Genomic DNA, 25,476 nt, shown 5'->3' with positions numbered 1-25,476 from the left:
ACAATGAGCTTCGAAGGTAAAGTTGTTCTGGTCACCGGCGCCAGCCGGGGTATTGGCCGGGCTATTGCAGAAACGTTTGTGGCACGTGGCGCCAAAGTTATCGGCACCGCCACCAGTGAAAGCGGCGCTGAGGCTATCAGCAGCTACCTGGGTGCAAGCGGCAAAGGGTTTGCGTTGAATGTGGTCGATGCTCAATCTATCGACAGCGTTCTGGCATCTATTCGTGCTGAATTTGGCGAAATCGACATTTTAGTGAATAATGCCGGTATTACGCGTGATAACCTCCTGATGCGTATGAAGGACGACGAGTGGCAGGATATCCTGAACACCAATCTGACTTCCGTATTCCGTCTGTCAAAAGCGGTAATGCGAGCTATGATGAAAAAGCGGTTTGGCCGTATCATCACCATCGGTTCCGTAGTTGGTACCATGGGGAACGCAGGGCAGGCTAATTACGCGGCGGCTAAAGCCGGTCTGATTGGTTTTAGTAAGTCTTTGGCACGCGAAGTTGCTTCGCGTGGCATTACGGTCAACGTCGTGGCACCTGGCTTTATTGAGACGGACATGACACGGGCGTTGACAGATGATCAGCGTGCAGGCATTTTGTCATCAGTTCCAGCCAATCGGCTGGGGGATGCTAAAGAAATCGCCAGCGCTGTTGCATTTTTAGCCTCTGATGAGGCTGGCTACATCACCGGTGAAACGTTACATGTCAATGGCGGCATGTACATGATTTAAAAAATGCGAAAACTATTTGCGTTATTTGGGGTAAAAACCGCAGAATAGCGTAAAATCGTGGTTTGACCAGCCGGGATTTAGTTGCATCTTTTTCAACATTTTATACACTACGAAAACCATCGCGAAAGCGAGTTTTGATAGGAAATTTAAGAGTATGAGCACTATCGAAGAACGCGTTAAGAAAATCATTGTTGAGCAATTGGGTGTTAAACAGGAAGAAGTTTTAAATAACGCTTCTTTCGTTGAAGATCTGGGTGCTGATTCTCTTGACACCGTTGAGCTGGTAATGGCTCTGGAAGAAGAGTTCGACACAGAGATTCCAGACGAAGAAGCTGAGAAAATCACTACTGTTCAGGCAGCTATTGATTTCATCAACGCCAGCCAGCAGTAAGAGAACATATCTAGGCGGTCACTCGACCGCCTAAGTTTTTTCTATCCCTAGTGTCATATTTTCCCTCCTTGGAGGACAAACGTGTCTAAGCGTCGAGTAGTTGTGACCGGACTGGGCATGTTGTCTCCTGTCGGCAATACGGTAGAGTCCACATGGACAGCTCTTCTTGCCGGTCAGAGTGGCATCAGCCTGATCGACCATTTCGATACCGCAGCCTATGCGACCAAGTTTGCTGGCCTGGTAAAGAATTTTAATTCAGAGGATTTCATCTCACGCAAAGATGCGCGCAAGATGGACGCCTTTATTCAATACGGTATCGCTGCCGGCATGCAAGCCATGCAGGATGCACAATTGGATATCACCGAGGCTAACGCCAGCCGCATTGGTGCCGCTATCGGCTCCGGCATCGGCGGCCTGGGTTTGATTGAAGAGAACCACAGTTCACTGGTTAACGGTGGCCCACGGAAAATCAGTCCGTTCTTTGTGCCGTCAACCATCGTAAACATGATTGCAGGCCACCTGACCATCATGTACGGCATGCGTGGCCCGAGCATTTCGATCGCCACCGCCTGTACTTCAGGTGTGCATAACATTGGCCATGCCGCGCGTATCATTGCTTACAATGATGCCGACGTGATGCTGGCCGGTGGGGCAGAGAAAGCCAGTACTCCGTTGGGTGTCGGCGGCTTCGGCGCAGCACGCGCGTTGTCGACCCGTAACGAAGATCCTCAAGCGGCCAGCCGCCCATGGGACAAAGACCGTGACGGTTTTGTTCTGGGTGACGGTGCCGGCATGATGGTGCTGGAAGAGTACGAACACGCCAAGAAACGCGGCGCCAAGATTTATGCTGAAGTCGTCGGCTTTGGGATGAGCAGCGATGCTTATCACATGACGTCTCCTCCTGAGAATGGGGCGGGCGCAGCGCTGGCGATGGAAAATGCATTGCTTGATGCCGGTGTGACTACGTCACAAATTGGTTATATCAATGCGCACGGCACCTCAACGCCGGCGGGTGACAAAGCCGAAACTCAAGCGGTGAAGTCGGTATTTGGCAGCGATGCACAACGCGTGATGGTCAGCTCGACCAAATCGATGACCGGCCACCTGTTGGGTGCTGCAGGCGCGATCGAGTCTATCTTCACCGTATTGGCATTGCGTGACCAGGCCGTTCCGCCAACCATTAATCTGGATAATCCGGATGAAGGTTGCGATTTGGACTTTGTACCACACGAAGCACGCCAGGTGAGTGATATGCAGTACACGCTGTGTAACTCCTTCGGCTTCGGCGGCACCAACGGTTCACTGATCTTCCGCAAGGTGTAATGCCTCTGCTGGCAGACGGTAAAAAAGCCCGGTTTTTTTAAACCGGGCTTTTTTTATGGCGCGACCGCGACTCGGAAAGCTCTGCTTGTCGGCTCTGTGGGCAAACGGCAAGCTGCTGCTAACGGCACCGGCGCCTGTTATTCTGTAGTGATACCAAAGCGGTCAGGGGGAGTCTATGTACTGGATTAATGGGCATCAACACGATGCGCTAGCGCCAAGCGATCGCGGCTTGCAGTTTGGTGACGGCTGTTTCACTACCGCCCGGGTGACCGAGGGGAAAATAGACCTGCTGTCCTGGCATATCGAGCGGCTACAGTTGGCAGCGCAGCGGCTGATGCTGCCGCCTTGCGACTGGAACGTTTTAGAAGATGAAATGGTGCGCGCGGCAGAATCTATCCCTTTGGGCGTGGTCAAAGCGATACTGACACGCGGCAGCGGTGGCAGGGGGTACAGTCCGCAAGGGTGTGAGGCCCCCACGCGCATAGTCTCTCGTAGCACCTATCCCATGCACTATCTGCCATGGCGAGAGCAGGGCATCAGCCTGACGCTCAGCCCGGTAGCGCTGGGGCGCAATCCCCTGTTGGCTGGGTTGAAGCATTTGAATCGTTTGGAGCAGGTGTTGATCCGCACGCATCTTGACCAGACAACCGCCGACGAGGCGCTGGTGCTTGACACTGCCGGTATGCTGGTGGAATGCTGTGCGGCTAATTTGTTCTGGCGTAAGGGAAAAGCGGTATTTACGCCAGATTTGAGCCAGGCAGGCGTGGCTGGGTTGATGCGTCGCCGGGTTATTGAGCTGCTGGCGGGCAGTGAATACTCGCTGCATTGCGTCAGCGAACCTCTCGAGACGCTGGCCGATGCTGAAGAAGTGCTGGTGAGCAATGCGTTAATGCCGTTGCTGCCGGTCAATACTGCGCAATCATGGCGTTACCCTTCACGCCAACTTTATGATTTTTTGCGCCCACACTGTTAACGATGGCTGATTGATGAAGAAAAGAAAGCTGAAGTTCGTTTCTATTATTGTTGTTCTGGTATTGGGCCTGCTGTTTTGGGGCTACCAGAAGGTTGAACGCTTCGCGGATACGCCATTGGCGATCCAGCAGGAAGCCATTTTCAAACTGCCGGCGGGTACCGGTCGGGTAGCGCTGGAAGGGCTGCTGGTGCGGGACAAACTGATCCACAATGGCCAGTGGTTCCCATGGCTGTTGCGCCTGGAGCCGGAATTGGCCGAGTTTAAGGCCGGAACCTATCGCTTTACGCCGGGCATGACGGTGCGTCAAATGCTCAAACTGTTGGCCAGCGGTAAGGAAGCCCAATTCAGCGCTCGCTTTATTGAAGGCTCCCGCCTGCGTGACTGGCTGCTGGTGTTGCAACAGTCGAAATACCTCAAACATACCTTGGCCGGTAAAAGCGAAGCGGAAATTGCCGAGGCGCTGGGCCTGCCGGAAGGCACCAACCCGGAAGGGCGCCTGTACCCGGATACCTATCTGTACACCGCAGGCATGACCGATATGGCGCTGTTGAAACGCGCCCACCTGCGTATGATCAAAGCGCTGGAGAGCGCCTGGCAGGGCCGAGAGGCCAGCCTGCCGTACAAAACGCCGGAAGAGTTGCTGACCATGGCCTCAATCATTGAGAAAGAGACTGCGGTGCCGGAAGAACGTACCAAAGTGGCTTCGGTATTCATTAATCGCCTGCGTATTGGCATGCGTTTGCAGACCGACCCGACGGTGATCTACGGCATGGGCGAGGCTTATAATGGCAACATTACCCGCAAGGATTTGGAAACGCCGACGCCGTACAACACCTACGTGATTAATGGTCTGCCGCCAACGCCGATTGCCATGCCGAGCCAGGCTTCGCTGGAAGCCGCTGCCAATCCGGCGAAGACACCTTATTTGTACTTTGTTGCCGACGGTAAGGGCGGGCATCAATTTACCACTAACCTGGCCAGCCATAATCAGGCGGTGCGCGCCTATCGCCAGGCGTTAAAGGAAAAGAATGAAAAGTAAATTCGTGGTTATCGAAGGGCTGGAAGGTGCGGGCAAAACGACTGCACGCGATACCGTAGTCGACGTACTGCGCGAGCACGGCATCAACGACATTTCCTTCACCCGTGAACCGGGCGGCACGCCGCTGGCGGAAAAACTGCGCGACCTGTTCAAACGCGGCGTGGATGGCGAACTGCCGACCATCAAGGCCGAGGTTCTGATGCTGTATGCGGCCCGTGTGCAGTTGGTGGAAACGGTGATCAAACCGGCGTTGGCACGTGGTGCCTGGGTGGTGGGCGATCGGCATGACCTGTCTTCTCAAGCCTACCAGGGCGGTGGCCGGGGTGTGGATCAACAACTGATGGCCTCGCTACGTGACACGGTATTAGGGGATTTTCGTCCTGATCTGACGCTTTACCTGGATTTGCCGCCGATAGTGGGGCTGCAGCGTGCCCGAGCACGGGGCGAACTGGATCGTATCGAACAGGAAGCACTGCCATTCTTTGAACGGACCCGCGCGCGTTATCTGGAATTAGCGGCGCAAGATTCGTCCATCATCACCGTAGATGCTTCTCAATCGCTTGAGCAGGTGACGGCGGCGATTCGCCGTTGCGTCAGCCAATGGTTACAGCAGCAGGAAGGCGCGTAATGAACTGGTACCCGTGGCTGAATACCCCTTACCGGCAGTTGGTCGGGCAATATGCTACCGGGCGCGGTCATCACGCACTGTTATTGCATGCTGCTGCCGGCCATGGCGAGGATGCGCTGGCCTATGGCCTGAGCCGTTGGCTGATCTGCCAACGTCGCAACGGTGAGAAAAGCTGCGGTGAATGCCATAGCTGCCGGTTGATGCTGGCGGGAAATCACCCGGATTATCACGTGCTGACGCCGGAAAAAGGCAAAAGCAGCCTGGGGGTGGAACCCATCCGCCAGCTGATTGAGATCCTTTATTCTCATGCGCAGCAGGGCGGTGCCAAGGTGATTTGGCTGCCACAGGCGGAGTTGCTGACCGAGGCTGCCGCCAATGCCCTGTTGAAAACGTTGGAAGAGCCGCCGGAAAAAACCTATTTCCTGCTGAGCTGCCGGGAGCCTTCACGCCTGTTGGCGACGTTGCGTAGCCGTTGCTTGTACTGGCATCTCGCCAGTCCGGACGAACAGCTCAGTCTGCAATGGCTGAATCGGCAGACGCCAGGTAATCAGATCGATCTCCTGACCGCCTTGCGCCTGCATGACGGCGCGCCGTTGGCCGCAGAGCAGTTGCTCCAGCCGGAACGTTGGCAACAGCGTAGCGCGCTGTGTGCGGCCCTGAGTGCCGCTTTGCCGCAGCACGACATGTTGTCGCTGTTGCCGGTATTGAATCACGAAGACGTCGCTGAGCGGCTACACTGGCTATGTTCGTTGTTGATGGACGCCATGAAGTGGCAGCAGGGTGCCGCCAGCTTTGTTCTGAACCAGGATCAGCAGCCGCTGGTGCATCAGCTGGCCAGCCGTCTGAGCAGCACGTCGCTGCAGCAAGCCGTGCAGCAATGGCTGCATTGTCGCCATCAGTTGCTCAGCGTCGTCGGCGTTAACCGCGAACTGCTGCTGACCGAACAGTTACTTGGCTGGGAGCAGTTGCTCGGCGCTACCGGCTATTCTCACCCTCATTCGCTGTAAAAGAGTTAAATATTATGTTGTTAGTAGATTCTCATTGTCACCTTGACGGCCTGGATTACCAAACGCTGCATCAAAATGTGGATGATGCTTTGGCGAAGGCCAAGGCGCGCGATGTCGGTTACGTGCTGGCGGTAGCCACCACTTTGCCGGGCTATCAGGCGATGACGCAATTGATAGGCCAACGCGATGACGTGGCTTTCTCCTGCGGGGTGCATCCGCTTAATCTGGACGGTGGCTACGACTATGCAGAACTGCGCCGTTTGGCGGCAGCAGAGCAGGTGGTGGCACTGGGTGAAACCGGGCTGGACTATTTCTATCAGAAAGACAACCTTGAGCTACAGCAAGCGTCGTTCCGTGAACACATCCGTATCGGTCGCGATCTGAACAAGCCGGTGATCGTGCATACCCGCGATGCACGGGAAGACACACTGGCTATTCTGCGTGAAGAAAATGCCCAGGACTGTGGCGGTGTGCTGCACTGCTTCACCGAAGATTGCGCTACCGCAGAGGCGTTGCTGGATCTGGGGTTCTATATTTCTTTCTCCGGTATCCTGACCTTCCGCAATGCAGAGCAACTGCGTGAAGTGGCACGCTATGTGCCGCTGGATCGTATTCTGGTGGAAACCGACTCACCGTATCTGGCCCCGGTGCCGCATCGCGGCAAAGAAAACCAACCTGCCTATGTGCGCGATGTGGCTGAATACATGGCGGTATTGAAGGGCGTGAGCCTGGAAACGCTGGCCGAAGCCACCACCGCCAACTTTTCACGCTTATTTCACATCGAACTCTAATCTTTGACCTAGGCTATAGCTGTGGTTAACGAAATCCGAATTTTTTTTAAGCTCGTAATTAATCGCCGAAACGGGTAATGTTCCCACCCGTTTTTCGGGCGAGGTGCGGGCGTTTTTTGCTCATTTTTACCAAAAAATAGGCGATATAAGAAAAATTCCCGGTTTTGTTCAGCGAAACGTGACTGTCATCAAACATTGCGCAGCCTATTTATTTTACTCTGCGTAATAATTCAAGGGGTGCTCAGACACCCTGAATTGCAGGGGTTTTTTCTCCCCCCCTTGCAACGCGAAGAATCGCGAAAAGTAGCAAAGCACTATTACTCAGGAGCACACTCAACTATGTTCAAGAACGCATTTGCAAACCTGCAAAAAGTAGGTAAGTCGCTAATGCTGCCGGTATCCGTATTGCCTATCGCAGGTATCCTGCTGGGCGTCGGTTCCGCCAACTTTAGCTGGCTACCGGCGGTAGTCTCACACGTGATGGCGGAAGCCGGCGGTTCCGTTTTCGCCAACATGCCGCTGATTTTTGCCATCGGTGTTGCCCTGGGCTTCACCAATAACGACGGTGTCTCCGCGTTAGCTGCGGTAGTGGCTTACGGCATCATGGTGAAAACCATGGCGGTGGTTGCACCGCTAGTGCTGCACCTGCCGGCTGAAGAAATTGCGGCCAAACACCTGGCGGATACCGGTGTGCTCGGGGGGATTATCTCCGGCTCCATCGCTGCCTATATGTTTAACCGCTTCTTCCGCATCCAGTTGCCGGAATATCTGGGCTTCTTTGCCGGTAAGCGCTTTGTGCCGATTATCTCCGGCCTGGCGGCAATCGTTCTGGGCGTAGTGCTTTCCTTTATCTGGCCTCCAATCGGTACGGCTATCCAGACCTTCTCCCAATGGGCGGCTTATCAGAACCCGGTAGTGGCGTTTGGTATCTACGGCGTGGTTGAACGTGCGCTGGTGCCGTTCGGTCTGCACCATATCTGGAACGTGCCGTTCCAAATGCAGATTGGTGAATACACCAACGCTGCGGGCCAGGTGTTCCACGGCGATATCCCTCGTTATATGGCGGGTGACCCAACTGCGGGTAAACTGTCCGGTGGCTTCCTGTTCAAAATGTACGGTCTGCCTGCTGCTGCGATTGCCATCTGGCACTCAGCCAAGCCGGAAAACCGCGCTAAAGTCGGCGGTATCATGATCTCCGCTGCGTTGACCTCGTTCCTGACCGGTATCACCGAGCCGATCGAGTTCTCCTTCATGTTCGTTGCGCCGATCCTGTACGCAATCCACGCCATCCTGGCTGGCCTGGCGTTCCCGATCTGTATCCTGTTGGGGATGCGTGACGGCACCAGCTTCTCACACGGTCTGATCGACTTTATCGTCCTGAGCGGCAACAGCAGCAAAATCTGGCTGTTCCCAATCGTCGGTATCATCTACGGTCTGGTGTACTACACCATCTTCCGCGTGCTGATTGCCAAGCTGGATCTGAAAACCCCAGGGCGTGAAGACACGGTTTCTGAGCAGGTTGCGCAGGGCGGTTCTGAAATGTCTGCGGCGCTGGTTCAGGCTTTTGGCGGTAAAGACAACATCACCAACCTGGATGCCTGTATCACCCGTCTGCGCGTTAGCGTGGCGGACGTGAGCAAGGTTGACCAGGCTGGCCTGAAAAAACTGGGTGCTGCCGGCGTCGTTGTCGCAGGCTCGGGCGTTCAGGCTATCTTTGGTACCAAATCTGACAACCTGAAAACGGATATGGACGAATACATCCGTAATCATTAATTCAGGCAGGGGAGTTTTGAGGGAGGCGAAAGCCTCCCTTTTTTATTGGCGAGGATTTATTTTACTGCGTGCTTTTGCAGATACTGTTCAAACACCGCCAGGGTGTCGTTAGAAATGTGATGTTCAATCCCTTCGCTGTCCAGCTCCGCCGTTTCATTTGATACGCCAAGGCACACCAGCAGATCGACCACAATCCGGTGGCGACGCCGTACCTTCTGCGCCAGTTGTTCACCTTCTTCGGTCAGAAAAACTCCCCGGTAAGGGCGTGACTCTACCAAGCCAGCGCTTTTAAGTCGGGCGATGTTCTTGATCGCAGTCGGGTGCGAAACGCCGAAGCGTTTGGCGATATCCGTGGTTCTGGCTTCGCGAGTGGTGACCAGCAGGTCGGCAATCAGCTCAACATAATCCTCTATCAGCGCATTGGATTGCGCCTCACGAGCGCGGGTGAAGCGCAGGGCATGTTCAGCCTCGTCCGGCATTTCAGCCACCACGGGGCGTTCTGCGTCGTCTGGTGCGCTTGTTGCCATAGTCTGAGACGTCCTTTAAACGATAAACCAGTAAGTTGCAGGTTAATGCAGTTCCGCCATACGTTAGTCCAAAGGCGACGCATTATCAATTCGGCTGGCGTATTCGATGACAATAAGAAATATTTGTACACAAAGGCAGTGAATCTTCCATTTTGCATAAAGTGTAGCCGATGCTACATTGCTGTGAGTGTTGGGTGAAAAATAACCAGAAAAAGATTGAGGGTAAACATGCGTGATGCGGCAACCAGCACATCGTTAACCGAACGAACCAATACGGCAATTGGTAACGCACTTGCCGGGCGCAAGCGTGGAGCATTCACGCCGCTACTGTTCGCCGGCCCTGCCGTGATTGCCTCTATTGCTTATATGGACCCGGGTAATTTCGCCACCAATATTCAGGCCGGTTCGAAATACGGCTACAGCCTGTTATGGGTGGTGGTGATGGCTAACCTGATCGCCATGCTGTTTCAGGCGCTGTCGGCCAAGCTGGGCATCGTTACCAACCGCAATCTGGCGGAGATGTGCCGCGATCAATTTTCTCGCCCGGTGGTCATTGGCATGTGGCTGCTCAGTGAGGTGGCGGCAATGGCTACCGATCTGGCGGAGTTTCTCGGCGGTGCGATAGCGCTGGCGTTACTGTTCCATATGCCGCTGCTGCCAGGAATGGGGGTGACGGCGGTGATCACCTATGCCTTGCTGATGGTGGAGAAGAAAGGTTTCCGTCCGGTAGAACTGATGATCGGCGGTCTGGTCGCGGTGATTGCCCTGTGTTATCTGGTCGAGATGTTTATCGTGCCGGTCGATTGGGCGGCAGCGGGCATGGGCATGGTCACGCCGCAATTGCCGGATGCACAGGCGCTGACCATTGCCGTCGGTATCATTGGTGCCACCGTGATGCCGCATGCCATCTTCCTGCACTCGGGCCTGACCCAACACCGTGCGCCGGCCAGTGACAGCGGCGAGCGGCGCAAACTGCTGCGTTTTTCCAATATTGAAGTGGTGATAGCACTGTCTATCGCCGGGCTGGTGAATATCGCCATGGTGATTATGGCCTCCAGCGCCTTCCATGCCGGTAATAGCGATGTGGCTGAGATCGGTACCGCTTACCATACGCTGACGCCACTGTTTGGTGCCGCTGCTGCAGGTATCTTCCTGATGTCGTTGATTGCCTCCGGTATTTCAAGCTCGGTGGTGGGCACCATGGCGGGCCAGATGATCATGCAGGGGTTTGTCGGTTTCCGCATTCCGGTCTGGGTACGCCGCATGGTGACCATGATCCCGGCGTTCATCGTGGTTGCGTTAGGGGTGAATGCCACTGATGCACTGGTTTACAGCCAGGTGGTACTGAGCCTGGCACTGCCGGCACCGATGATTGCTCTGGTGATGTTCACCCGCCGTCGCGACATTATGGGCGAATTTGTCAATAGCCGCCTGACCAGCCTGGTGTCAATCATCGGGACGGTGATTATTCTTTTACTCAATATGGTGTTATTGCTGCAGACCTTCGGTGTAGCCATTCCCGGTCTGGCCTGACCGACAAGCCGTGCAGTCTCGCTGTCACGGCTTGTCGCTTCGCTATCACTTCCGTTAAGGCGTTGTGTTCGGTGCCGGGTTCTGACCTTGGGTCAGCGCTTTTTCGTCGCTGGAAATGCTGCCGGTATTTGCTGCCCATACGCCTTCCTGCGTCTTGGTCACTTTTTGATGGGTGGCATTCAGATTTTGGCCGACGGCGGCAATATGATTGGATTCCACACCGCCGGTATTTTCTCCCCAGGGGATGGTCTGATCGTTGGCCTGGGCGATGCCGCCCAAAGCCAGTGGTATCAGTAGCAGCGCGACATTAATCAGGTTTTTTACTCTCATCGTCTTAATCTCCACTTATGCCCATGACTCCCGGTTGGGTGAGACATGGCGTTATCAGGAAAATACAACGAGGGGGAGGGATAGCTAGGGTCAGTCGGGTTCTGGCTGGCGATAAGGGATCCACAATTCGCCCTGTTTGATCAGTTTAGGCAGTGCTGCCAGCCAGAGTAGTCGCGGTAATGTAAGCTGACCCCATAATTGCTTACGGGGTATGTGAGATTGTTGCAAATGAAATAATTAACACCCTTGGAATGATATTTAAGGGAGAAACCCAGGGTATTTACCGACGCAGTTACAAATTCCCCACGCCACCGTCGATCAACAACTCACTGCCCACCATAAAGGCGGACTCATCAGACGCCAAAAACACCGCCGCCTTTGCCAATTCCAGCGCCGTGCCCATGCGGCCGATCGGTACCAGCGCGCGGATCTCATCGCGTAACGCTTGCTCATCGGCATCCTTCAACCCGAGCTTGCCCAACGCCGGGGTTTCTGTCGGGCCGGGGCTGAGGCCGTTAACCCGGATACCGCGCGGGTGCAGTTCACCGGACAGCGTTCTGGCCAGCGACAGCAGGCCGGCTTTGCTGGCGGCGTAAACGTTGCTTAATGGCAGGCCGATATGTGCGCTGACCGAGCCGCACAAAATAATCGACGCCGGATTGGCCAACAGTGGCAACAGTGACTGGATCAGAAAGAACGGCCCCTTGAGATTGATGTCCATCAGACGCTGATAGCTCTGCTCATCCCATTCCTGTAACGGGTGATGGGTGACATCGCCAGCGTTGATGTACAGCACATCGAGACGTGGCCAATGGCTGGCTAACTGCTGCGCCAAACTACGCTGCTCAGCAATATCCCCGGCATCGCTGCGCAACAGCAACACGTTGTCCAGAGCTTCACCCGCCGCGTCGAGGCCACTTTGGCTGCGGCCGGTGATCGCCACGGTGGCGCCCTCAGCAATAAACTGACGCGCAGTTTCCAGACCAATGCCGCTGGTGCCGCCGGTGATCAACGCATACTTACCTTTAAGTCGTGACATAACCCACTCCCGTTTGTTGTCGATGTAGGCATTATTTGCGCTATAGTACCTTTTGCATAGTAGGCACCTTTTGGATACTAAAGGACAAGGTGGGATGAAATGACCAATGCAGGGCGTTCGACAGCGGAAAAAAATTTAGCGGCGTTACCGGCAGCGGGCGAACCTTGCCCAATGGTGGGCTTCGTGAATCTGGTGGCGGGGAAATGGGCGATTCCGATCCTCTACCGACTGATACTGATCGATAGCCCGGTGCGTTTCAGCGAACTACAGCGTGCCGTGGCACCGATCGCCCAGAAAGAGCTGACGCGTCAACTGCGGCAGTTTGAGCAGCGCGGCCTGGTCACGCGACAGGTGTTCCCGGAAGTCCCGCCGCGTGTTGAATACCAGATTACGCCACTGGGCAAAACGCTGCGCCCAACGCTCGACTCGTTGGCCAACTGGATGCGCGCACACGCACCACAGTTGATAGAGGACTAGTCGCCAATACCCGGCGGGTTGATGGTGGAGCGCGAGACCTTCTCATCCTGTTCGCCCCAACGGTCCAGCACCTGGCCATACTCGCCGCTGGCGATCACCCCATTGATGGCGGCATTGATGGCCGCAACCAGACCGTTATCTTTTTTGGTGGTCACTGCCACATACGCCACGTTCGGTCCAATCCCGACCATTTTGGTTTTGCCGGTCAGTGCCGCCTTGTAGGCACCGGTAGAGTGGGGGCCGAAGAATGCGTCGGTGCGTCCAGACTGAATGCTCAGGTTAGCGGCAGCATCGTCGGTGACATAAATCGGCTGCACGGGTGCCAGGCCGTTGGCGCGGTTCTGTTTATCCCAGCCAAGCAGGATATTTTCCTGATTGGTCCCCGAGCCGACAATAACCCGCAGCCCGGCAATGTCCGCAGGTTGGTTGATGGAGGTGATTTTGCTGGTGGATTTCACATAAAAACCCAGCGTATCCACGCGGTAGGTGGCGAAATCAAACCTGGTCTTACGCAACTTGGTGACGGCAATATTGAAAATGGCGGCATCGTACTTGCCCGAGCTGATCCCTAGTGGCCAGTCTTCCCAGGAGGTGGGCACCAGATTCAGTTCCAGCCCCAGGCTGTCCGCCACAAGTTGTGCTATATCTGGGTCGCTGCCAATCAGCGTTTTATTATCTTCGGCAAACAGCGCCAGTGGCGGAGAATTTTCAGAGGCCACCGCGACGGTCAGCTTGCCTGGTATGGCAAAAACGTAATTAGCCGGGATCAGGGCCACCGCGGCTGGGTTTTTCGCGGCACGCAAATGTTGCCGATTAGCCTGCAGGTCAATAATGCTTTTGGTTTCAGCCGCTACATGGCCGCACAGCAGCAGCGCGCTAAGTACCAGGGTTTTGCATCGCATGTTGTTACCTATCCGTTTTTAATCATAGGGTTACTATTGGCGGCGGCAACAGGCAAGTAAAGCAACAATAGTGAATAACCAAAGTGAAAAAAATCAGATGAATGCCGCTGGGCAACGCTGATAGCGGCACGATTACCCTGACCGGTTGTCTGATTCTGCATCACTCAACGCGGAAAGTGCGCAATCAGGTTGAAAGCAGTAGAATTTGTCACTCATACTGCGTACAGCTTATTTTCTTCTACAAGGAACGCCAGATGGCCGAAGAAACGATTTTCAGTAAAATTATCCGCCGCGAAATTCCTGCTGATGTGGTTTACCAGGATGAACTGGTCACCGCTTTCCGTGATATTTCACCTCAGGCTCCGACCCATATTCTGATCGTACCCAATGTGCTGATCCCCACCATCAATGACGTCACCGTTGAGCACGAAGCCGCTCTGGGCCGCATGATCACCGCCGCCGCCAAAATTGCCGAGCAGGAAGGTATCGCTGAAGACGGCTACCGCCTGATTATCAATTGCAACCGTCATGGCGGCCAGGAGGTCTATCATATTCATATGCATTTGGTCGGTGGCCGCTCATTGGGGCCGCTGCTGTCACGCTAATCGAGGAAAATAATGCGCTATAGCAAAACCCTGCGTTGTCTGATGGCGCTGACGTTACCCGCCATCATACTGATGGGCTGTAGTAGCCCGCGTGGCATTGCGGTTAACGACCGCCAGACGGTAGTGATGGATTCGCCGGTGCTGACCGCGGGCATTCTGGCCGATAATCCGTCGATTTCCAACGCTTCCGGGCGGGTGATGGCGACTTCGGAACTCAGCAACAGCCAACCAACGCCGGTCACGGTGCACTATCGCTTCTACTGGTATGACGATCAGGGGCTGGATATCCGGCCTTTTGAAGCGCCGCGCACCATTACTATTGCGCCAAATTCAGACGCCACCATTTACTCGCTCAATGGCAACCTCGATGCCAAGCGCGTGCGTCTGTATCTATTCTTGTAAACTCTTGGTTCATTGAGAGAGGGATTAATGAAAAAGTATCTATTTGTCGCGCTGGCCGCGTTGGTGTTAACCGGTTGTCTGTCTCGCCCGCCGGAGCCGGAACAACCGCAACCGCCGGTGACCGTTGAGCCGGTGACGCCGCCGGTGACCGAAGAACCGCAGCCACCGGTGACTGAACCTGTCCCGCAACCGCCAAAGATCCAGCAGCTCGATTGGCTGAGCAGCGTACAGCCGCTGGTCAATCAGATGCTGAAAGCTGATGGCGTTAATCCGGGCAGCGTGCTGCTGCTCGACAGCGTGAAGAACAACACCAACGGTGCGTTGCAGACCGCGAAAGCGACCTCCGCACTGCACAAGGCTTTGGCATCAAATAAAACCTTCTCCATCGTGCCGGAAGCGCAGTTGGCCACCGCCAAACAGACGCTGGGCCTGTCGGCGGATGACAGCCTGGGCTCACGTAGCAAGGCGATTGGTCTGGCGCGTATCGTCAGCGCGCAGTACGTGCTGTACAGCGACGTCAGTGGTGATGTGAAGTCACCTACGCTGGATATGCAATTGATGCTGGTGCAAAGCGGTGAAATCGTCTGGTCAGGCAATGGCGCCGTTACACACTGAAGCCGCACTGCGAAGACTGATTGAGCGCGAACTGCCGGCGGTGAAAACCGCCGGTTGTCGTTTCAGTCCGGTACAGGGACTGACCGGTGAAAGCTGGCGGATTGAAGGCGAGGGCGTGCAGCTATTGGCTCGCCAGCAAAGCGCAGAAAAAAGCGCGTTGGGCGTCAGTCGTCGGCGTGAGGCGCGGGTGTTGTGTCGTGTCGGTAAGGACATCGGGCCGCAAGTTTTAGCGCAGAATAATCAGTGGATTATCTTGCAATGGCTCACTGGTGACGTTGTCACTGCGGCGGGTTTTGCCCGGCTGAATGAAGGCGGCAATCTGGCTGAGTTGATGGCCGGTTTACATCAACGGCCGCCCAGTGGCTACCCGCTGAGCCTGCATCGGCAGTTTACTCGCTACTGGCAGCAGCTGGATCCCCGACGCCTGACACCTGCCTGGTTAAAGCTGCATCAGCGTTTTCTGCGTCGTCGTCCCCCAACGCCACTAAAACTGGCCCCCCTGCATATGGATATTCATCCGGGCAATCTGATCGCACAGGGTCAAGGCTTGCGGCTGATTGACTGGGAGTATGCGGCCGACGGGGATATCGCGCTGGATATCGCCGCACTGTTTCGCGGCAATGCCTGGTCGTCAGCCGATCAACAGCAATTTTTAGGGCATTATGCTCGCATCGGCTACTCAAATTTACCCTTGCTGAGCGCACAGGTGCAGCGCTGGTTACCGTGGGTAGATTACCTGATGCTGTTATGGTTTGAAGTGCGCTGGCAACAAACCGGCGATCCCGAATTTTTGCGCTGGGGCGCAGTGTTGCACCGGCGTTTTTGTTTAACATCCCCATGTTCTGAATAAATAGTGAAGTGAGGTGGCCGTGGGCCCAGTAATGTTAGATGTCGCCAGCTATGAGCTGGACGCAGAAGAACGTGAGATCCTGAAACACCCGCTGGTGGGCGGCCTGATCTTGTTCACCCGCAATTTCCACGATGCGCAACAGCTGCGTGAGCTGGTACGCCAAATCCGCGAGGCTTCTCACCATCGGCTGGTGGTGGCGGTGGATCAGGAAGGCGGCCGCGTGCAGCGCTTCCGCGAAGGTTTCACCCGTCTGCCGGCGGCGCAGTCATTCGCCGCATTAAACGAAGCGCATGAGGGCGGGCGTCTGGCACAGGAAGCCGGTTGGTTGATGGCGGCGGAAATGATCGCGCAGGATATCGATATCAGCTTCGCACCGGTGCTGGATATTGGCCACGTCAGCGCGGCGATTGGCGAGCGCTCGTTCCACAGCGATCCGCAGCAGGCGTTGGTGATGGCCGAGCGTTTCATTCTGGGCATGCACAGCGCCGGGATGAAAACCACCGGCAAGCATTTCCCTGGCCACGGTGCCGTCAGTGCGGATTCGCACAAGGAAACCCCTCGCGATCCGCGTCCGTTGGCTGAGATCCGCGAACATGATATGGCGATCTTCCGCGAATTGATCAACCGTCAACTGCTGGACGCCGTGATGCCGGCGCACGTCATCTATACTGAAGCAGACCCACGTCCGGCCAGCGGCTCGCCTTACTGGCTAAAACAGATCCTGCGCCAGGAATTGGGCTTTGACGGCGTTATCTTCTCGGACGATCTGTCGATGGAAGGGGCGGCGATTATGGGCAGTTATGCCGAGCGCGGGCAGGCAGCATTGGATGCGGGCTGCGACATGATCCTGGTATGCAATAACCGCGCAGGGGCGGTCAGCGTGCTGGATAACCTGTCCCCGGTCAAAGCAGAGCGGGTGAAGCAGTTATATCATCGCGGTCAGTTCACCCGTCAGGAGCTGCGCGATTCTGCGCGCTGGCAGCAGGCGCATAAAGAGCTGAATGCGCTCAGCGAACGCTGGGAAGAGCACAAGCAGCGTAATGCAGGGTGAACCCAGGACGTCGTAGTGCGGCGTAAATGATGAGGGCTGCGGCGCGGCCCTCCGTTTGTTGCGAGGATCCAGATGATTATCTATTTACATGGCTTTGATTCCACCAGTCCCGGCAATCATGAAAAGGTATTACAGCTACAGTTTATCGATCCTGACGTACGCTTTATCAGTTACAGCACCTTGCACCCACGCCATGACATGCAGCATTTGTTGAAAGAAGTGGACAAGGCGGTTCAGCAGGGAGGCGACAAACATTCGCTGATCTGCGGGGTGGGCCTCGGGGGTTTTTGGGCCGAACGTATCGGCTTTCTGTGCGGTATCCGCCAGGTGATCTTCAACCCCAATTTGTCTCCTGAACAACATATGCAAGGCAAAATCGACCGGCCGGAGGAGTATCGCGATATCGCCACCAAGTGTGTGGAGGACTTCCGTGAGAAAAACCGCGATCGCTGTCTGGCGGTGCTTTCCCGCCACGACGAGGTGCTGGACAGCCAGCTCAGTGCTGAACTGTTGCACAAGTACTATGAAATTGTCTGGGATGAACAGCAGACCCACAAGTTCAAAAACCTGTCGCCACATCTGCAACGCATCAAGGCATTCAAGACTCTGCCTTAACAGTTTCATAACGCCCGACAGCGCCGCAATGATTGTTCTGAACAGACAAAAATTGCGGCATTTCTTTGCCTGAAAGCCCCGTTTTTCCCGTTGAGGGACAAAATTTAAAACTGTGATCTCGCGCTAACTATTTGAATCACAATCCTCAAAATTTCGCTTCGTCCAGGCTTTAACCAAAAAAGTTTGATGTACATCAATTTTGGTATGACCAAATAACCCCACATGCTATTCTGACTTCAGATAGCAGGTTTATTTTAAGCGAACCCTATGTATTCTAAGGATATTATTTATTTACCCTTAGGCAACAATTGGTTCACATTTAGGGGGTTATTTTGACAACGCCAAAGAAAAAAATCGTCATTGTCGGCGGTGGTGCCGGTGGTCTGGAACTGGCGACCAGCCTGGGCCATAAACTCGGTCGTAAGCACAAAGCAGAAATCACGCTGGTAGACCGCAATCACAGCCATCTGTGGAAACCCTTGCTGCATGAAGTAGCAACCGGCTCCCTTGATGATGGCGTCGACGCGCTGAGCTATCTGGCACACGCGCGCAATCACTCTTTCAGCTTCCAGTTGGGCTCGCTGACCAACATTAATCGCGAAACGCAAACCCTGCAGTTGGCGCAAATCTGCGACGAGCACGGTGCTGAACTGGTTCCTGCACGCGAGCTGCCTTACGACATCCTGGTGATGGCGCTGGGGAGCACCTCGAACGATTTCGGTACTGCCGGCGTGAAAGATCACTGTATCTTCCTGGACAACCCCCACCAGGCACGTCGTTTCCACAACGAAATGCTGAACCTGTTCCTCAAATTCTCTGCACAGCCGGGGCAAAAAGAGCGGGTGAATATCGCCATCGTCGGCGGTGGTGCCACCGGGGTGGAACTGTCCGCAGAGTTGCATAACGCGGTGAAGCAACTGCACAGCTATGGTTTTGAAGGCCTGGACAACAGCGCACTGAACGTGACGCTGGTCGAAGCGGGTGAGCGTATTCTGCCTGCGTTGCCACCGCGTATTTCCGCCGCTGCGCATCAGGAACTGAACAAACTGGGCGTGCGCGTATTGACTAACACCATGGTCACTAGCGCGGATGCCAAGGGTCTGAACACCAAGGGCGGCGAATTTATCGATGCCGATCTGATGGTGTGGGCGGCCGGTATCAAGGCGCCGGACTTTATGAAGGACATCGCCGGGCTGGAAACCAACCGTATTAATCAGCTGGTGGTGGAACCTACGCTGCAGACCACGCGCGATCCGAATATTTTCGCTATCGGTGACTGCGCTTCCTGTCCGAAAGAGGGCGGTGGTTTTGTGCCTCCACGTGCGCAGTCGGCGCACCAGATGGCATCACGCTGCTTCACCAACATTCTGGCGCTGATGAACGGTCAGACGCTGAAGCCTTACGTGTACAAAGACCATGGTTCGCTGGTGTCTCTGTCCCGTTTCAGCACCGTTGGCAGCCTGATGGGCAACCTGATGCGTGGTTCTATGATGGTCGAAGGCCGCATTGCACGCTTCGTCTACATCTCGCTGTACCGTATGCACCAGGTGGCTTTACACGGTTATATTAAAACCGGCCTGATGATGCTGGTTGGCGGCATCAACCGGGTGATCCGCCCGCGGTTGAAAATGCACTAACAGTTGCCGATCTTGACCCACCCACGCCGGTTCGCCCGCGTGGGTTTTTTTATGCCGGTCCCCCGTGCGATAGGGCCGTTACGGGCTGATTGTTCAGCACAATGTCCCGTGGTTATGGGTAAAAGTCTTAAGATTCCTCCTAAACACTGGGGGTAAGGGCGATTTCCAGCATCTTTGGTCACATTGTCTTATTGCGAGGTTCTGGAACATTGTGCAGACTTTATCTTGTTTACAGACGGCGCGTCGCGCACGCCGTAAACCGGAATACCACGTGCCGCCAATGCGCAAAATAATAAGCGCGGTGCAATGTCGGTAAAATCCCCGGTACAAATGCGTGGTAACACTTTCAGGAGGATTTCCTGTGAACAAGTCAATGTTAGCCGGTGTGGGTATTGGTATTGCAGCTGCTCTGGGTATTGCTGCGGTGGCCAGTCTTGATGTTTTTTCTTCCGGTCCGCAATACGCGCAGGTCATTGCCGCAACGCCGATCAAAGAAACCATCAAAACACCGCGTCAGGAATGTCGCAATGTGACCGTCACTCATCGTGCGCCAGTGCAGGATGAGAACCGCATTGCCGGTTCGGTTCTGGGTGCAGTAGCCGGTGGCGTTATTGGCCATCAGTTCGGTGGTGGTCGTGGTCGTGATGTGGCGACGGTGGTGGGTGCCTTGGGCGGCGGTTATGCCGGTAACCAGGTGCAGGGTGCGATGCAGAATAACGACAGCACCACCAGCACGCAGCAGCGTTGCAGAACGGTTTACGACAAATCACAGAAAATGCTGGGTTACGACGTGACCTATAAGATTGGCACTCAGCAGGGCAAGATCCGCATGGATCACGATCCCGGCACCCAGATCCCGCTGGATAAAAGCGGCCAACTGGTGCTGAACAAAGCCTAATCAACAGACAAGAATTAAACCCGCGGACAGTGTTAGTTCTGATCGTTTAACCCAGTTAAGCGAGCGGCATTAATATTGACGCGGGTTTCTGCATTCTTAATCCCCGCCGTTTACCCACAGGCCAGTTCTGACGCGATTTCCGACCTAATGTATCCGTGCGATTTATCCGGGCATACCTTCAATAGTGCAACAGTGTTTGTTATATTATTGTGCAGTTGAGTAGGTGTGATGGTGTCATCTCGCACCGGCCCAGTTCAGGTATTTGGTCTCCCGGAGACAGAGATAAAAACATGTTAGATTTTCGCTTTCCGACTGCAATGCAAATGGTACTTAGCGTGGCCGTGGCTGAGAAGCTGGGCGTGCGTTCGACCAGTGCGGTGCTTGCCGCCGGTCTGGAAGCCAACCCGAGTTTTATCCGCAAGCTGATGGTGCCCCTGACCAAAAATGGCATCATTGTTTCTACCCTGGGCCGTAACGGTTCGATTCACCTGGGCCGCCCGGCGGAGCAGATCACCCTGCGGGATATCTATCTGGCCGTTATTGATGATAAACGCATCTGGGCCGCCCGACCGGAAGGGCCGGCGCGTTGCCTGGTCAGTGCCAACGCCTGCTGGTATTTCAAGTCGGTGGTAAACGAGGCAGAAGAGGCATCGCTGAACGTACTGGCGGGCTACACGGTGGCGGATTCCCTGGCCGAGTTGGAGCGGGGCGATAAGCGAGCCTGCGCGGCCTATGCAATGCAAGACGAGAAAGACGAAGAGACAGCAGAAAAATAGTCTGCGATAGATACGGCATAAAGAATAAGACAAAGAAAAGCCCGGTTTAAAACCGGGCTTTTTTATGGCTGTGGCAGATGAATTATTCTGCTACGGGTTGCCGCGTTTTACGTGTCACCATACGGCGCAGAGTAACGTAGAACACCGGGGTCAGGAACAGCCCGAACAGTGTGACCCCCAGCATGCCGGAAAATACCGTGATGCCGGTGACGCCGCGTACTTCGGCACCGGCGCCGTGTCCGAGGATCAATGGAATAGTCCCGGCGATAAAGGCGATGGAGGTCATTACAATTGGCCGCAGTCGCAGACGACAGGCTTCCAGTGCCGCTTCCATAATGCTTTTGCCCTGTAGCTCCAGTTCACGGGCGAACTCGACGATCAAAATGGCGTTCTTACAGGCCAGGCCCATCAATACCACCAGTCCCACCTGCACGAACACGTTGTTGTCACCGCCGGTCAGCCAGACCCCGAACAGTGCCGACAGCATGGTCATCGGCACGATCAGGATCACTGCCAATGGCAGCGTCCAGCTTTCGTACAAGGCTGCCAGTGCCAGGAAGGCCAGCAGCACCGCCACCGGGAACACGATAATGGCCGCATTGCCCTGGGTGGACTGCTGATAGCTCAGATCGGTCCACTGAATGTTCATGCCGTTCGGCAACAGCTTGTTGGCCATCACCGTCAGTTCACTCATGGCTTGTGACGATGAAAGTATTCGCGGATCGGCATCACCAATCAGATCTGCCGCCGGGAAACCGTTGTAGCGGATCACCGGATCCGGGCCGTACGTGGTGCTGATGCTGACCATGCTGCCAATCGGCACCATTTCCCCCTTATCATTGCGGGTGCGCAAGTTGGCGATGTCCTCCACGCTGTCGCGGAATTGACCGTCGGCTTGAGCCATCACCTTCCAGGTGCGGCCATAGCGGTTGAAGTCATTGATATAAGACGAACCGAGATAGGTCTGCAAGGTGCTGAACAGGGCATTGAGCGGCACCCCTTGCGCCTTGGCCTTGTCGCGGTCAATCTTCGCGTCCAGCTGCGGTACGTTGGCCTGATAGGACGAGATCGGGAACCCCATGCCCGGTGTTTGCATGATCGCGCCCGACATGGTGTTGATTGCTGTTTGCAGCGCGCCATAGCCCAGACCGGCACGGTCCTGAATATACAGGGAGTAACCGGAACCCTGGCCGATACCGAGGATAGGCGGTGGCATAATCGAGAACGCAAACCCTTCCTGGATCTGTGAAATCTTGGCGTTAATCTCGGCATTGATCTGCGCCGCGCTGCGGGTACGGGTGCTTAATGACTCCAGCGCAAAGAACACGGTGCCGGTGTTGGGCGTATTGGTAAACTGCAATGCATTCAGCCCAGGGAAGGAGACCGCATCCGTCACCCCGTCGACGCTCAGGCCGATGGCGCTCATTTTGCGGATCACCGCATCGGTACGCTCCAGCGACGCGCCCTCCGGCATTTTCACGCCGCCAATCAAATAAAGCTTGTCCTGAGTCGGGATGAATCCACCGGGCACGGTTTTAAACATCACCCCGGCGGCGCACAGCAGCAGCACATACACCACGAATACAGCGCCGCGTTTGCCCAGCGCCCGGGAAACCCCACGTTGATAACGTTGTGAGCTGCTGGCAAAGAAGCGGTTAAACGGACGGAACAGCCAGCCGAACAAGCGATCAATCAGGCGTGATGGCATGTCTTTTGGCGCGCCATGCGGTTTCAACAGCAACGCCGCCAATGCCGGTGACAGGGTCAACGAGTTGATAGCCGAGATCACGGTCGAAATGGCGATGGTCACGGCGAACTGCTTATAAAACTGGCCGGTGACGCCGGACAGAAACGCCATCGGCACGAACACCGCGCACAGCACGACGGCGATGGCGATAATCGGGCCGGACACTTCACGCATTGCCTGGTGCGCCGCTGCCAGCGGTGACAGCCCCTCTTCGATATTACGCTCGACGTTCTCCACCACCACAATGGCATCATCGACCACGATACCAATGGCCAGCACCAGCCCGAACAGGCTCAGCGTGTTGAGCGAAAAGCCCAGCAAATAGAGCGCCGCAAAGGTACCGACGATTGAGATTGGCACGGCCAGCAGGGGAATGATCGACGCACGCCAGGTTTGCAGAAACAGAATGACCACCAGTACCACCAGCAGCACCGCTTCAAGCAGGGTATCTACCACCGAGCGGATCGAATCGCGCACGAATACCGTCGGATCGTACGGGGACTGCCAGCTCATGCCGTCCGGAAAGCGGGTCGACAACTCGGCCATTTTGGCCCGCACCGCGTTGGACAGCTCGATAGCATTGGCGCCCGGAGCCTGGAAGATACCAATCCCTACTGCGTCCTTATTATTGAGCTGGGCACGCAGCGCGTAGCTGCCGGAGCCCATTTCAATGCGTGCGATGTCGCGCAGGCGAACGACTTCGCCGTTGTCGCCGCTCTTGAGGATAATATTGCCGAACTCTTCCTCGGTCTGCAGGCGACCCTGCGCATTGATCGACAGCAGATAATCGCTGCGGGTCGGCATCGGTTCTGCACCCAATTGCCCGGCAGAAACCTGTACGTTCTGCTCCTGCATGGCAGAGACCACATCAGAGGCGGTCAGCCCGCGTGAGGCCACCTTGTTCGGATCGAGCCAAATACGCATGGCGTATTCACCGGCACCGAAAATCTGTACCTGGCCGATACCGGGCAGGCGGGCCAGCTCATCCTTGACCTTCAAAGTGGCGTAGTTGCGCAGGTAGAGCGAATCGTATTTACCGGAAGGGGAAACCAGATGGACCACCAGCGTCAGGGCCGGGGATTGCTTCTGGGTCGTTACCCCTTGCCGCCGCACGTCCTCAGGCAGACGTGCTTCGGCCTGCGCCACGCGGTTTTGTACCTGCACCTGTGCCTGATCGGGGTCTGTTCCTGGGCGGAAGGTGACGGTGGTGACCAGCACGCCGTCAGAACCGGCCACCGACTTCATGTACATCATGTTTTCGACGCCGTTGATCGCCTCTTCCAGCGGGGTTGCCACCGTTTCAGCGATCTCTTTCGGGTTAGCGCCGGGGTATTGGGCACGTACCTGCACGCTGGGCGGCACCACGTCCGGATATTCGCTGATCGGCAGCAGCGGAATGGCAATAACACCGCCGACAAAAATCAGAATCGACAGTACCGCGGCAAATATCGGCCGGTCGATGAAAAAACGGGAAAAGTCCATGGATCAGGATCCTTTGCTGGGGCTTAGTTAAGCGCGGAGGCGTCGGCGTTGATCGCCACGTTTTTGGCAGCGACCGGCATACCCGGCATAAACACTTTTTGCATGCCGTCGACGATTACCCGGTCACCTGCAGCCAGCCCCTTCTGTACAATGCGTAGCCCGCCAGCCACCCGGCCCACTTCGATATCGCGTCGTTGCGCCTTGCCGTCCTTATCGACGATATAAACAAACTTGCGATCCTGATCGGTCATTACCGATTTATCGTTGATCAACATGGCATTGAACTCGGCACTGCCGGGCATCTGCACCCGGGCGAATAGCCCTGGAGTGAAGCGGCGTTCAGCGTTTTCCAGCAGGGCGCGCATGCGAATAGTGCCGGTACCGGCGTTCAGCTGGTTGTCGGTAAAATCAACAATGCCCTGATGCGGGTAGCCGTCTTCGCCAACCAGCCCGACCTTCACTGGCAGTTTTGTCGTGCGACGCCCATCATTTTGGTAACGCAGAAAAGTGGCTTCATCGACGTCGAAATAGACGTAAACCTTATCGAGTGACACCAGCGTGGTGAGTACGCTGGCACTGTCGCCGGTGGTCACCAGGTTACCGGCGGTGATCATTGCGCGGCTGGCGCGCCCGTCAATCGGTGCAATCACCCGGGTAAAATCGAGGTTCAGTTGCGCCAGGTCGAACTGGGCCTGAGCCGCCATTACGTTGCTCTGTGCCTGCGCGGCAGTGGAGCGGCGTTGTTCCCACACCTCGGTCGATATCGCCTGGCTGCCGATCAGTTTCTCGGTACGGCCGGATTCGCTGCGGGCCAGTGCCGCCTGATTGCGTGCCCGCACCAGTTCGGCCTGTGCCTGCTCACGAGCCGCCCGGTAGGTACGATCGTCAATGGTGAACAGCACCTGGCCTTTTTTCACTTCATCGCCTTCGGTGTAATTCACTTTATCGATATAGCCGGAAACCCGTGGCCGTAGCTGGACGCTTTGCACCGCCTCGATGCGACCGTTAAAAGCGTCCCATTGGCTGATGGGTTTTATCACCACGTCGGCGGTGCTGACAGCCGGGGGCGGGGGAGCCGCATTTTGAGCGACGCTGTTGTCACACCCGGCCAGCAGAGCGACCAGCAACGCGACGGCAGAGAGGCGTGTGCTGATACCGATGCCGCTTTGGCGACGGTGTGAATGGAACAATGAGTTTGGCTGGCTTGGCATTATTTTTCTTTCCAGTAGTAAGCGCGATCTGGCGATACACCCGGCCCTGTTATCCGGGTAACTTCCCTGGCCTGTGACCGGCGGCAGAGCGGTTGCACCGGTCATCGGCGCAACGG

General features: G+C 55.7%; 26 protein-coding genes. 20 read left to right on the top strand and 6 right to left on the bottom strand.

The genetic code is table 11. The annotated features are described in order from the left end of the window. Positions 1 to 3: 3 nt before the first annotated feature. From fabG to ptsG, 9 genes are all read left to right on the top strand, one after another. Positions 4 to 738 carry a 3-oxoacyl-ACP reductase FabG gene (fabG, locus tag FCL49_RS05365; RefSeq protein ID WP_012006331.1) on the top strand — a complete coding sequence of 245 codons (735 nt, stop codon included), beginning with the start codon at positions 4 to 6 and terminating at the stop codon, positions 736 to 738. Between the two features lie 154 nt (positions 739 to 892). Next, on the top strand, positions 893 to 1,129 hold the full coding sequence (gene acpP / locus FCL49_RS05360; protein WP_004719003.1) for an acyl carrier protein: 237 nt from the start codon (positions 893 to 895) through the stop codon (positions 1,127 to 1,129). Between the two features lie 81 nt (positions 1,130 to 1,210). Then, the gene (gene fabF, locus FCL49_RS05355) at positions 1,211 to 2,452 is read left to right on the top strand and encodes a beta-ketoacyl-ACP synthase II (RefSeq protein ID WP_012006332.1); all 1,242 of its coding nucleotides are present in this window, start codon (positions 1,211 to 1,213) and stop codon (positions 2,450 to 2,452) included. Between the two features lie 175 nt (positions 2,453 to 2,627). Then, positions 2,628 to 3,425, top strand: a complete 798-nt coding sequence (gene pabC, locus FCL49_RS05350) for an aminodeoxychorismate lyase (protein WP_174352717.1) — start codon at positions 2,628 to 2,630, stop codon at positions 3,423 to 3,425. A 13-nt stretch (positions 3,426 to 3,438) separates the two neighbouring features. Further along, positions 3,439 to 4,464 (top strand): endolytic transglycosylase MltG, encoded by a 1,026-nt coding sequence (gene mltG, locus FCL49_RS05345; RefSeq protein WP_174352716.1) that lies wholly within the window; start codon positions 3,439 to 3,441, stop codon positions 4,462 to 4,464. Further along, positions 4,454 to 5,092 (top strand): dTMP kinase, encoded by a 639-nt coding sequence (gene tmk / locus FCL49_RS05340; protein ID WP_174352715.1) that lies wholly within the window; start codon positions 4,454 to 4,456, stop codon positions 5,090 to 5,092. The genes mltG and tmk overlap by 11 nt, the downstream gene beginning before the upstream one ends. After that, the gene (gene holB / locus FCL49_RS05335; protein ID WP_174352714.1) at positions 5,092 to 6,099 is read left to right on the top strand and encodes a DNA polymerase III subunit delta'; all 1,008 of its coding nucleotides are present in this window, start codon (positions 5,092 to 5,094) and stop codon (positions 6,097 to 6,099) included. Before tmk ends, holB begins: the two co-directional genes overlap by 1 nt. Positions 6,100 to 6,113: 14 nt before the next feature. Further along, a complete protein-coding gene (locus FCL49_RS05330; protein WP_174352713.1) occupies positions 6,114 to 6,890 on the top strand; it encodes a metal-dependent hydrolase in 777 nt (258 codons plus the stop codon). A 339-nt stretch (positions 6,891 to 7,229) separates the two neighbouring features. Further along, positions 7,230 to 8,663: a PTS glucose transporter subunit IIBC gene (gene ptsG / locus FCL49_RS05325; protein ID WP_135316092.1), complete on the top strand. Its 1,434-nt coding sequence runs from the start codon at positions 7,230 to 7,232 to the stop codon at positions 8,661 to 8,663. 56 nt (positions 8,664 to 8,719) lie between these two features. Here ptsG and mntR read toward each other — a convergent pair whose 3' ends face one another. Next, on the bottom strand, positions 8,720 to 9,190 hold the full coding sequence (gene mntR / locus FCL49_RS05320) for a manganese-binding transcriptional regulator MntR (RefSeq protein WP_135316093.1): 471 nt from the start codon (positions 9,188 to 9,190) through the stop codon (positions 8,720 to 8,722). 228 nt (positions 9,191 to 9,418) lie between these two features. Here mntR and FCL49_RS05315 point away from each other — a divergent pair, with 228 nt between their 5' ends. Next, positions 9,419 to 10,723, top strand: a complete 1,305-nt coding sequence (locus FCL49_RS05315; RefSeq protein WP_174352712.1) for an Nramp family divalent metal transporter — start codon at positions 9,419 to 9,421, stop codon at positions 10,721 to 10,723. A gap of 54 nt (positions 10,724 to 10,777) precedes the next feature. On the opposite strand, the gene FCL49_RS05310 is transcribed toward FCL49_RS05315, so the two are convergent. Together FCL49_RS05310 and FCL49_RS05305 are read right to left on the bottom strand one after the other, a co-directional pair. Then, the gene (locus FCL49_RS05310; RefSeq protein WP_174352711.1) at positions 10,778 to 11,053 is read right to left on the bottom strand and encodes a hypothetical protein; all 276 of its coding nucleotides are present in this window, start codon (positions 11,051 to 11,053) and stop codon (positions 10,778 to 10,780) included. A gap of 292 nt (positions 11,054 to 11,345) precedes the next feature. Further along, on the bottom strand, positions 11,346 to 12,092 hold the full coding sequence (locus tag FCL49_RS05305) for an SDR family oxidoreductase (protein ID WP_174352710.1): 747 nt from the start codon (positions 12,090 to 12,092) through the stop codon (positions 11,346 to 11,348). A 99-nt stretch (positions 12,093 to 12,191) separates the two neighbouring features. On the opposite strand from FCL49_RS05305, the gene FCL49_RS05300 reads away from it, so the two are divergent. Beyond that, entirely contained in the window at positions 12,192 to 12,569 is a 378-nt protein-coding gene (locus tag FCL49_RS05300; protein WP_174352709.1) for a winged helix-turn-helix transcriptional regulator, read from the top strand. Here FCL49_RS05300 and FCL49_RS05295 read toward each other — a convergent pair. Next, on the bottom strand, positions 12,566 to 13,471 hold the full coding sequence (locus FCL49_RS05295; protein WP_174352708.1) for an ABC transporter substrate-binding protein: 906 nt from the start codon (positions 13,469 to 13,471) through the stop codon (positions 12,566 to 12,568). The genes FCL49_RS05300 and FCL49_RS05295 overlap by 4 nt on opposite strands. Before the next feature lie 254 nt (positions 13,472 to 13,725). Between FCL49_RS05295 and hinT the strand changes: the two genes are divergently transcribed. The 9 genes from hinT (at position 13,726) to FCL49_RS05250 (ending at position 20,920) form a co-directional block, all read left to right on the top strand. Beyond that, on the top strand, positions 13,726 to 14,076 hold the full coding sequence (gene hinT / locus FCL49_RS05290; RefSeq protein WP_174352707.1) for a purine nucleoside phosphoramidase: 351 nt from the start codon (positions 13,726 to 13,728) through the stop codon (positions 14,074 to 14,076). 12 nt (positions 14,077 to 14,088) lie between these two features. Next, positions 14,089 to 14,478: a YcfL family protein gene (locus FCL49_RS05285; protein WP_174352706.1), complete on the top strand. Its 390-nt coding sequence runs from the start codon at positions 14,089 to 14,091 to the stop codon at positions 14,476 to 14,478. 27 nt (positions 14,479 to 14,505) lie between these two features. Continuing rightward, positions 14,506 to 15,093: a penicillin-binding protein activator LpoB gene (gene lpoB, locus FCL49_RS05280; protein WP_174352705.1), complete on the top strand. Its 588-nt coding sequence runs from the start codon at positions 14,506 to 14,508 to the stop codon at positions 15,091 to 15,093. Beyond that, positions 15,074 to 15,943: a phosphotransferase gene (locus tag FCL49_RS05275; protein ID WP_174352704.1), complete on the top strand. Its 870-nt coding sequence runs from the start codon at positions 15,074 to 15,076 to the stop codon at positions 15,941 to 15,943. The genes lpoB and FCL49_RS05275 overlap by 20 nt, the downstream gene beginning before the upstream one ends. Before the next feature lie 31 nt (positions 15,944 to 15,974). Continuing rightward, complete coding sequence (gene nagZ, locus FCL49_RS05270; RefSeq protein WP_174352703.1) at positions 15,975 to 16,994, top strand: beta-N-acetylhexosaminidase; 1,020 nt, start codon at positions 15,975 to 15,977, stop codon at positions 16,992 to 16,994. A 72-nt stretch (positions 16,995 to 17,066) separates the two neighbouring features. Then, a complete protein-coding gene (gene ycfP / locus FCL49_RS05265; protein ID WP_017892435.1) occupies positions 17,067 to 17,609 on the top strand; it encodes an alpha/beta hydrolase YcfP in 543 nt (180 codons plus the stop codon). A gap of 332 nt (positions 17,610 to 17,941) precedes the next feature. After that, positions 17,942 to 19,246, top strand: a complete 1,305-nt coding sequence (locus FCL49_RS05260; RefSeq protein ID WP_174352702.1) for an NAD(P)/FAD-dependent oxidoreductase — start codon at positions 17,942 to 17,944, stop codon at positions 19,244 to 19,246. A gap of 361 nt (positions 19,247 to 19,607) precedes the next feature. Further along, positions 19,608 to 20,144, top strand: coding sequence for a glycine zipper 2TM domain-containing protein (locus FCL49_RS05255; RefSeq protein ID WP_174352701.1), 537 nt, complete (start codon positions 19,608 to 19,610; stop codon positions 20,142 to 20,144). A 290-nt stretch (positions 20,145 to 20,434) separates the two neighbouring features. Then, on the top strand, positions 20,435 to 20,920 hold the full coding sequence (locus tag FCL49_RS05250; protein ID WP_174352700.1) for an RrF2 family transcriptional regulator: 486 nt from the start codon (positions 20,435 to 20,437) through the stop codon (positions 20,918 to 20,920). An 82-nt stretch (positions 20,921 to 21,002) separates the two neighbouring features. Here FCL49_RS05250 and sdeB read toward each other — a convergent pair whose 3' ends face one another. Beyond that, positions 21,003 to 24,149: a multidrug efflux RND transporter permease subunit SdeB gene (gene sdeB, locus FCL49_RS05245; RefSeq protein WP_174352699.1), complete on the bottom strand. Its 3,147-nt coding sequence runs from the start codon at positions 24,147 to 24,149 to the stop codon at positions 21,003 to 21,005. Positions 24,150 to 24,172: 23 nt separating this feature from the next. Next, the gene (locus FCL49_RS05240; RefSeq protein ID WP_174352698.1) at positions 24,173 to 25,360 is read right to left on the bottom strand and encodes an efflux RND transporter periplasmic adaptor subunit; all 1,188 of its coding nucleotides are present in this window, start codon (positions 25,358 to 25,360) and stop codon (positions 24,173 to 24,175) included. Positions 25,361 to 25,476: the final 116 nt, after the last annotated feature.

This window comes from Serratia proteamaculans (assembly GCF_013337185.1).
Classification (GTDB): domain Bacteria; phylum Pseudomonadota; class Gammaproteobacteria; order Enterobacterales; family Enterobacteriaceae; genus Serratia; species Serratia proteamaculans_D.
Note: the sequence above shows the minus strand (reverse complement) of the source record. Positions and strands in the feature narration are given on the sequence as shown.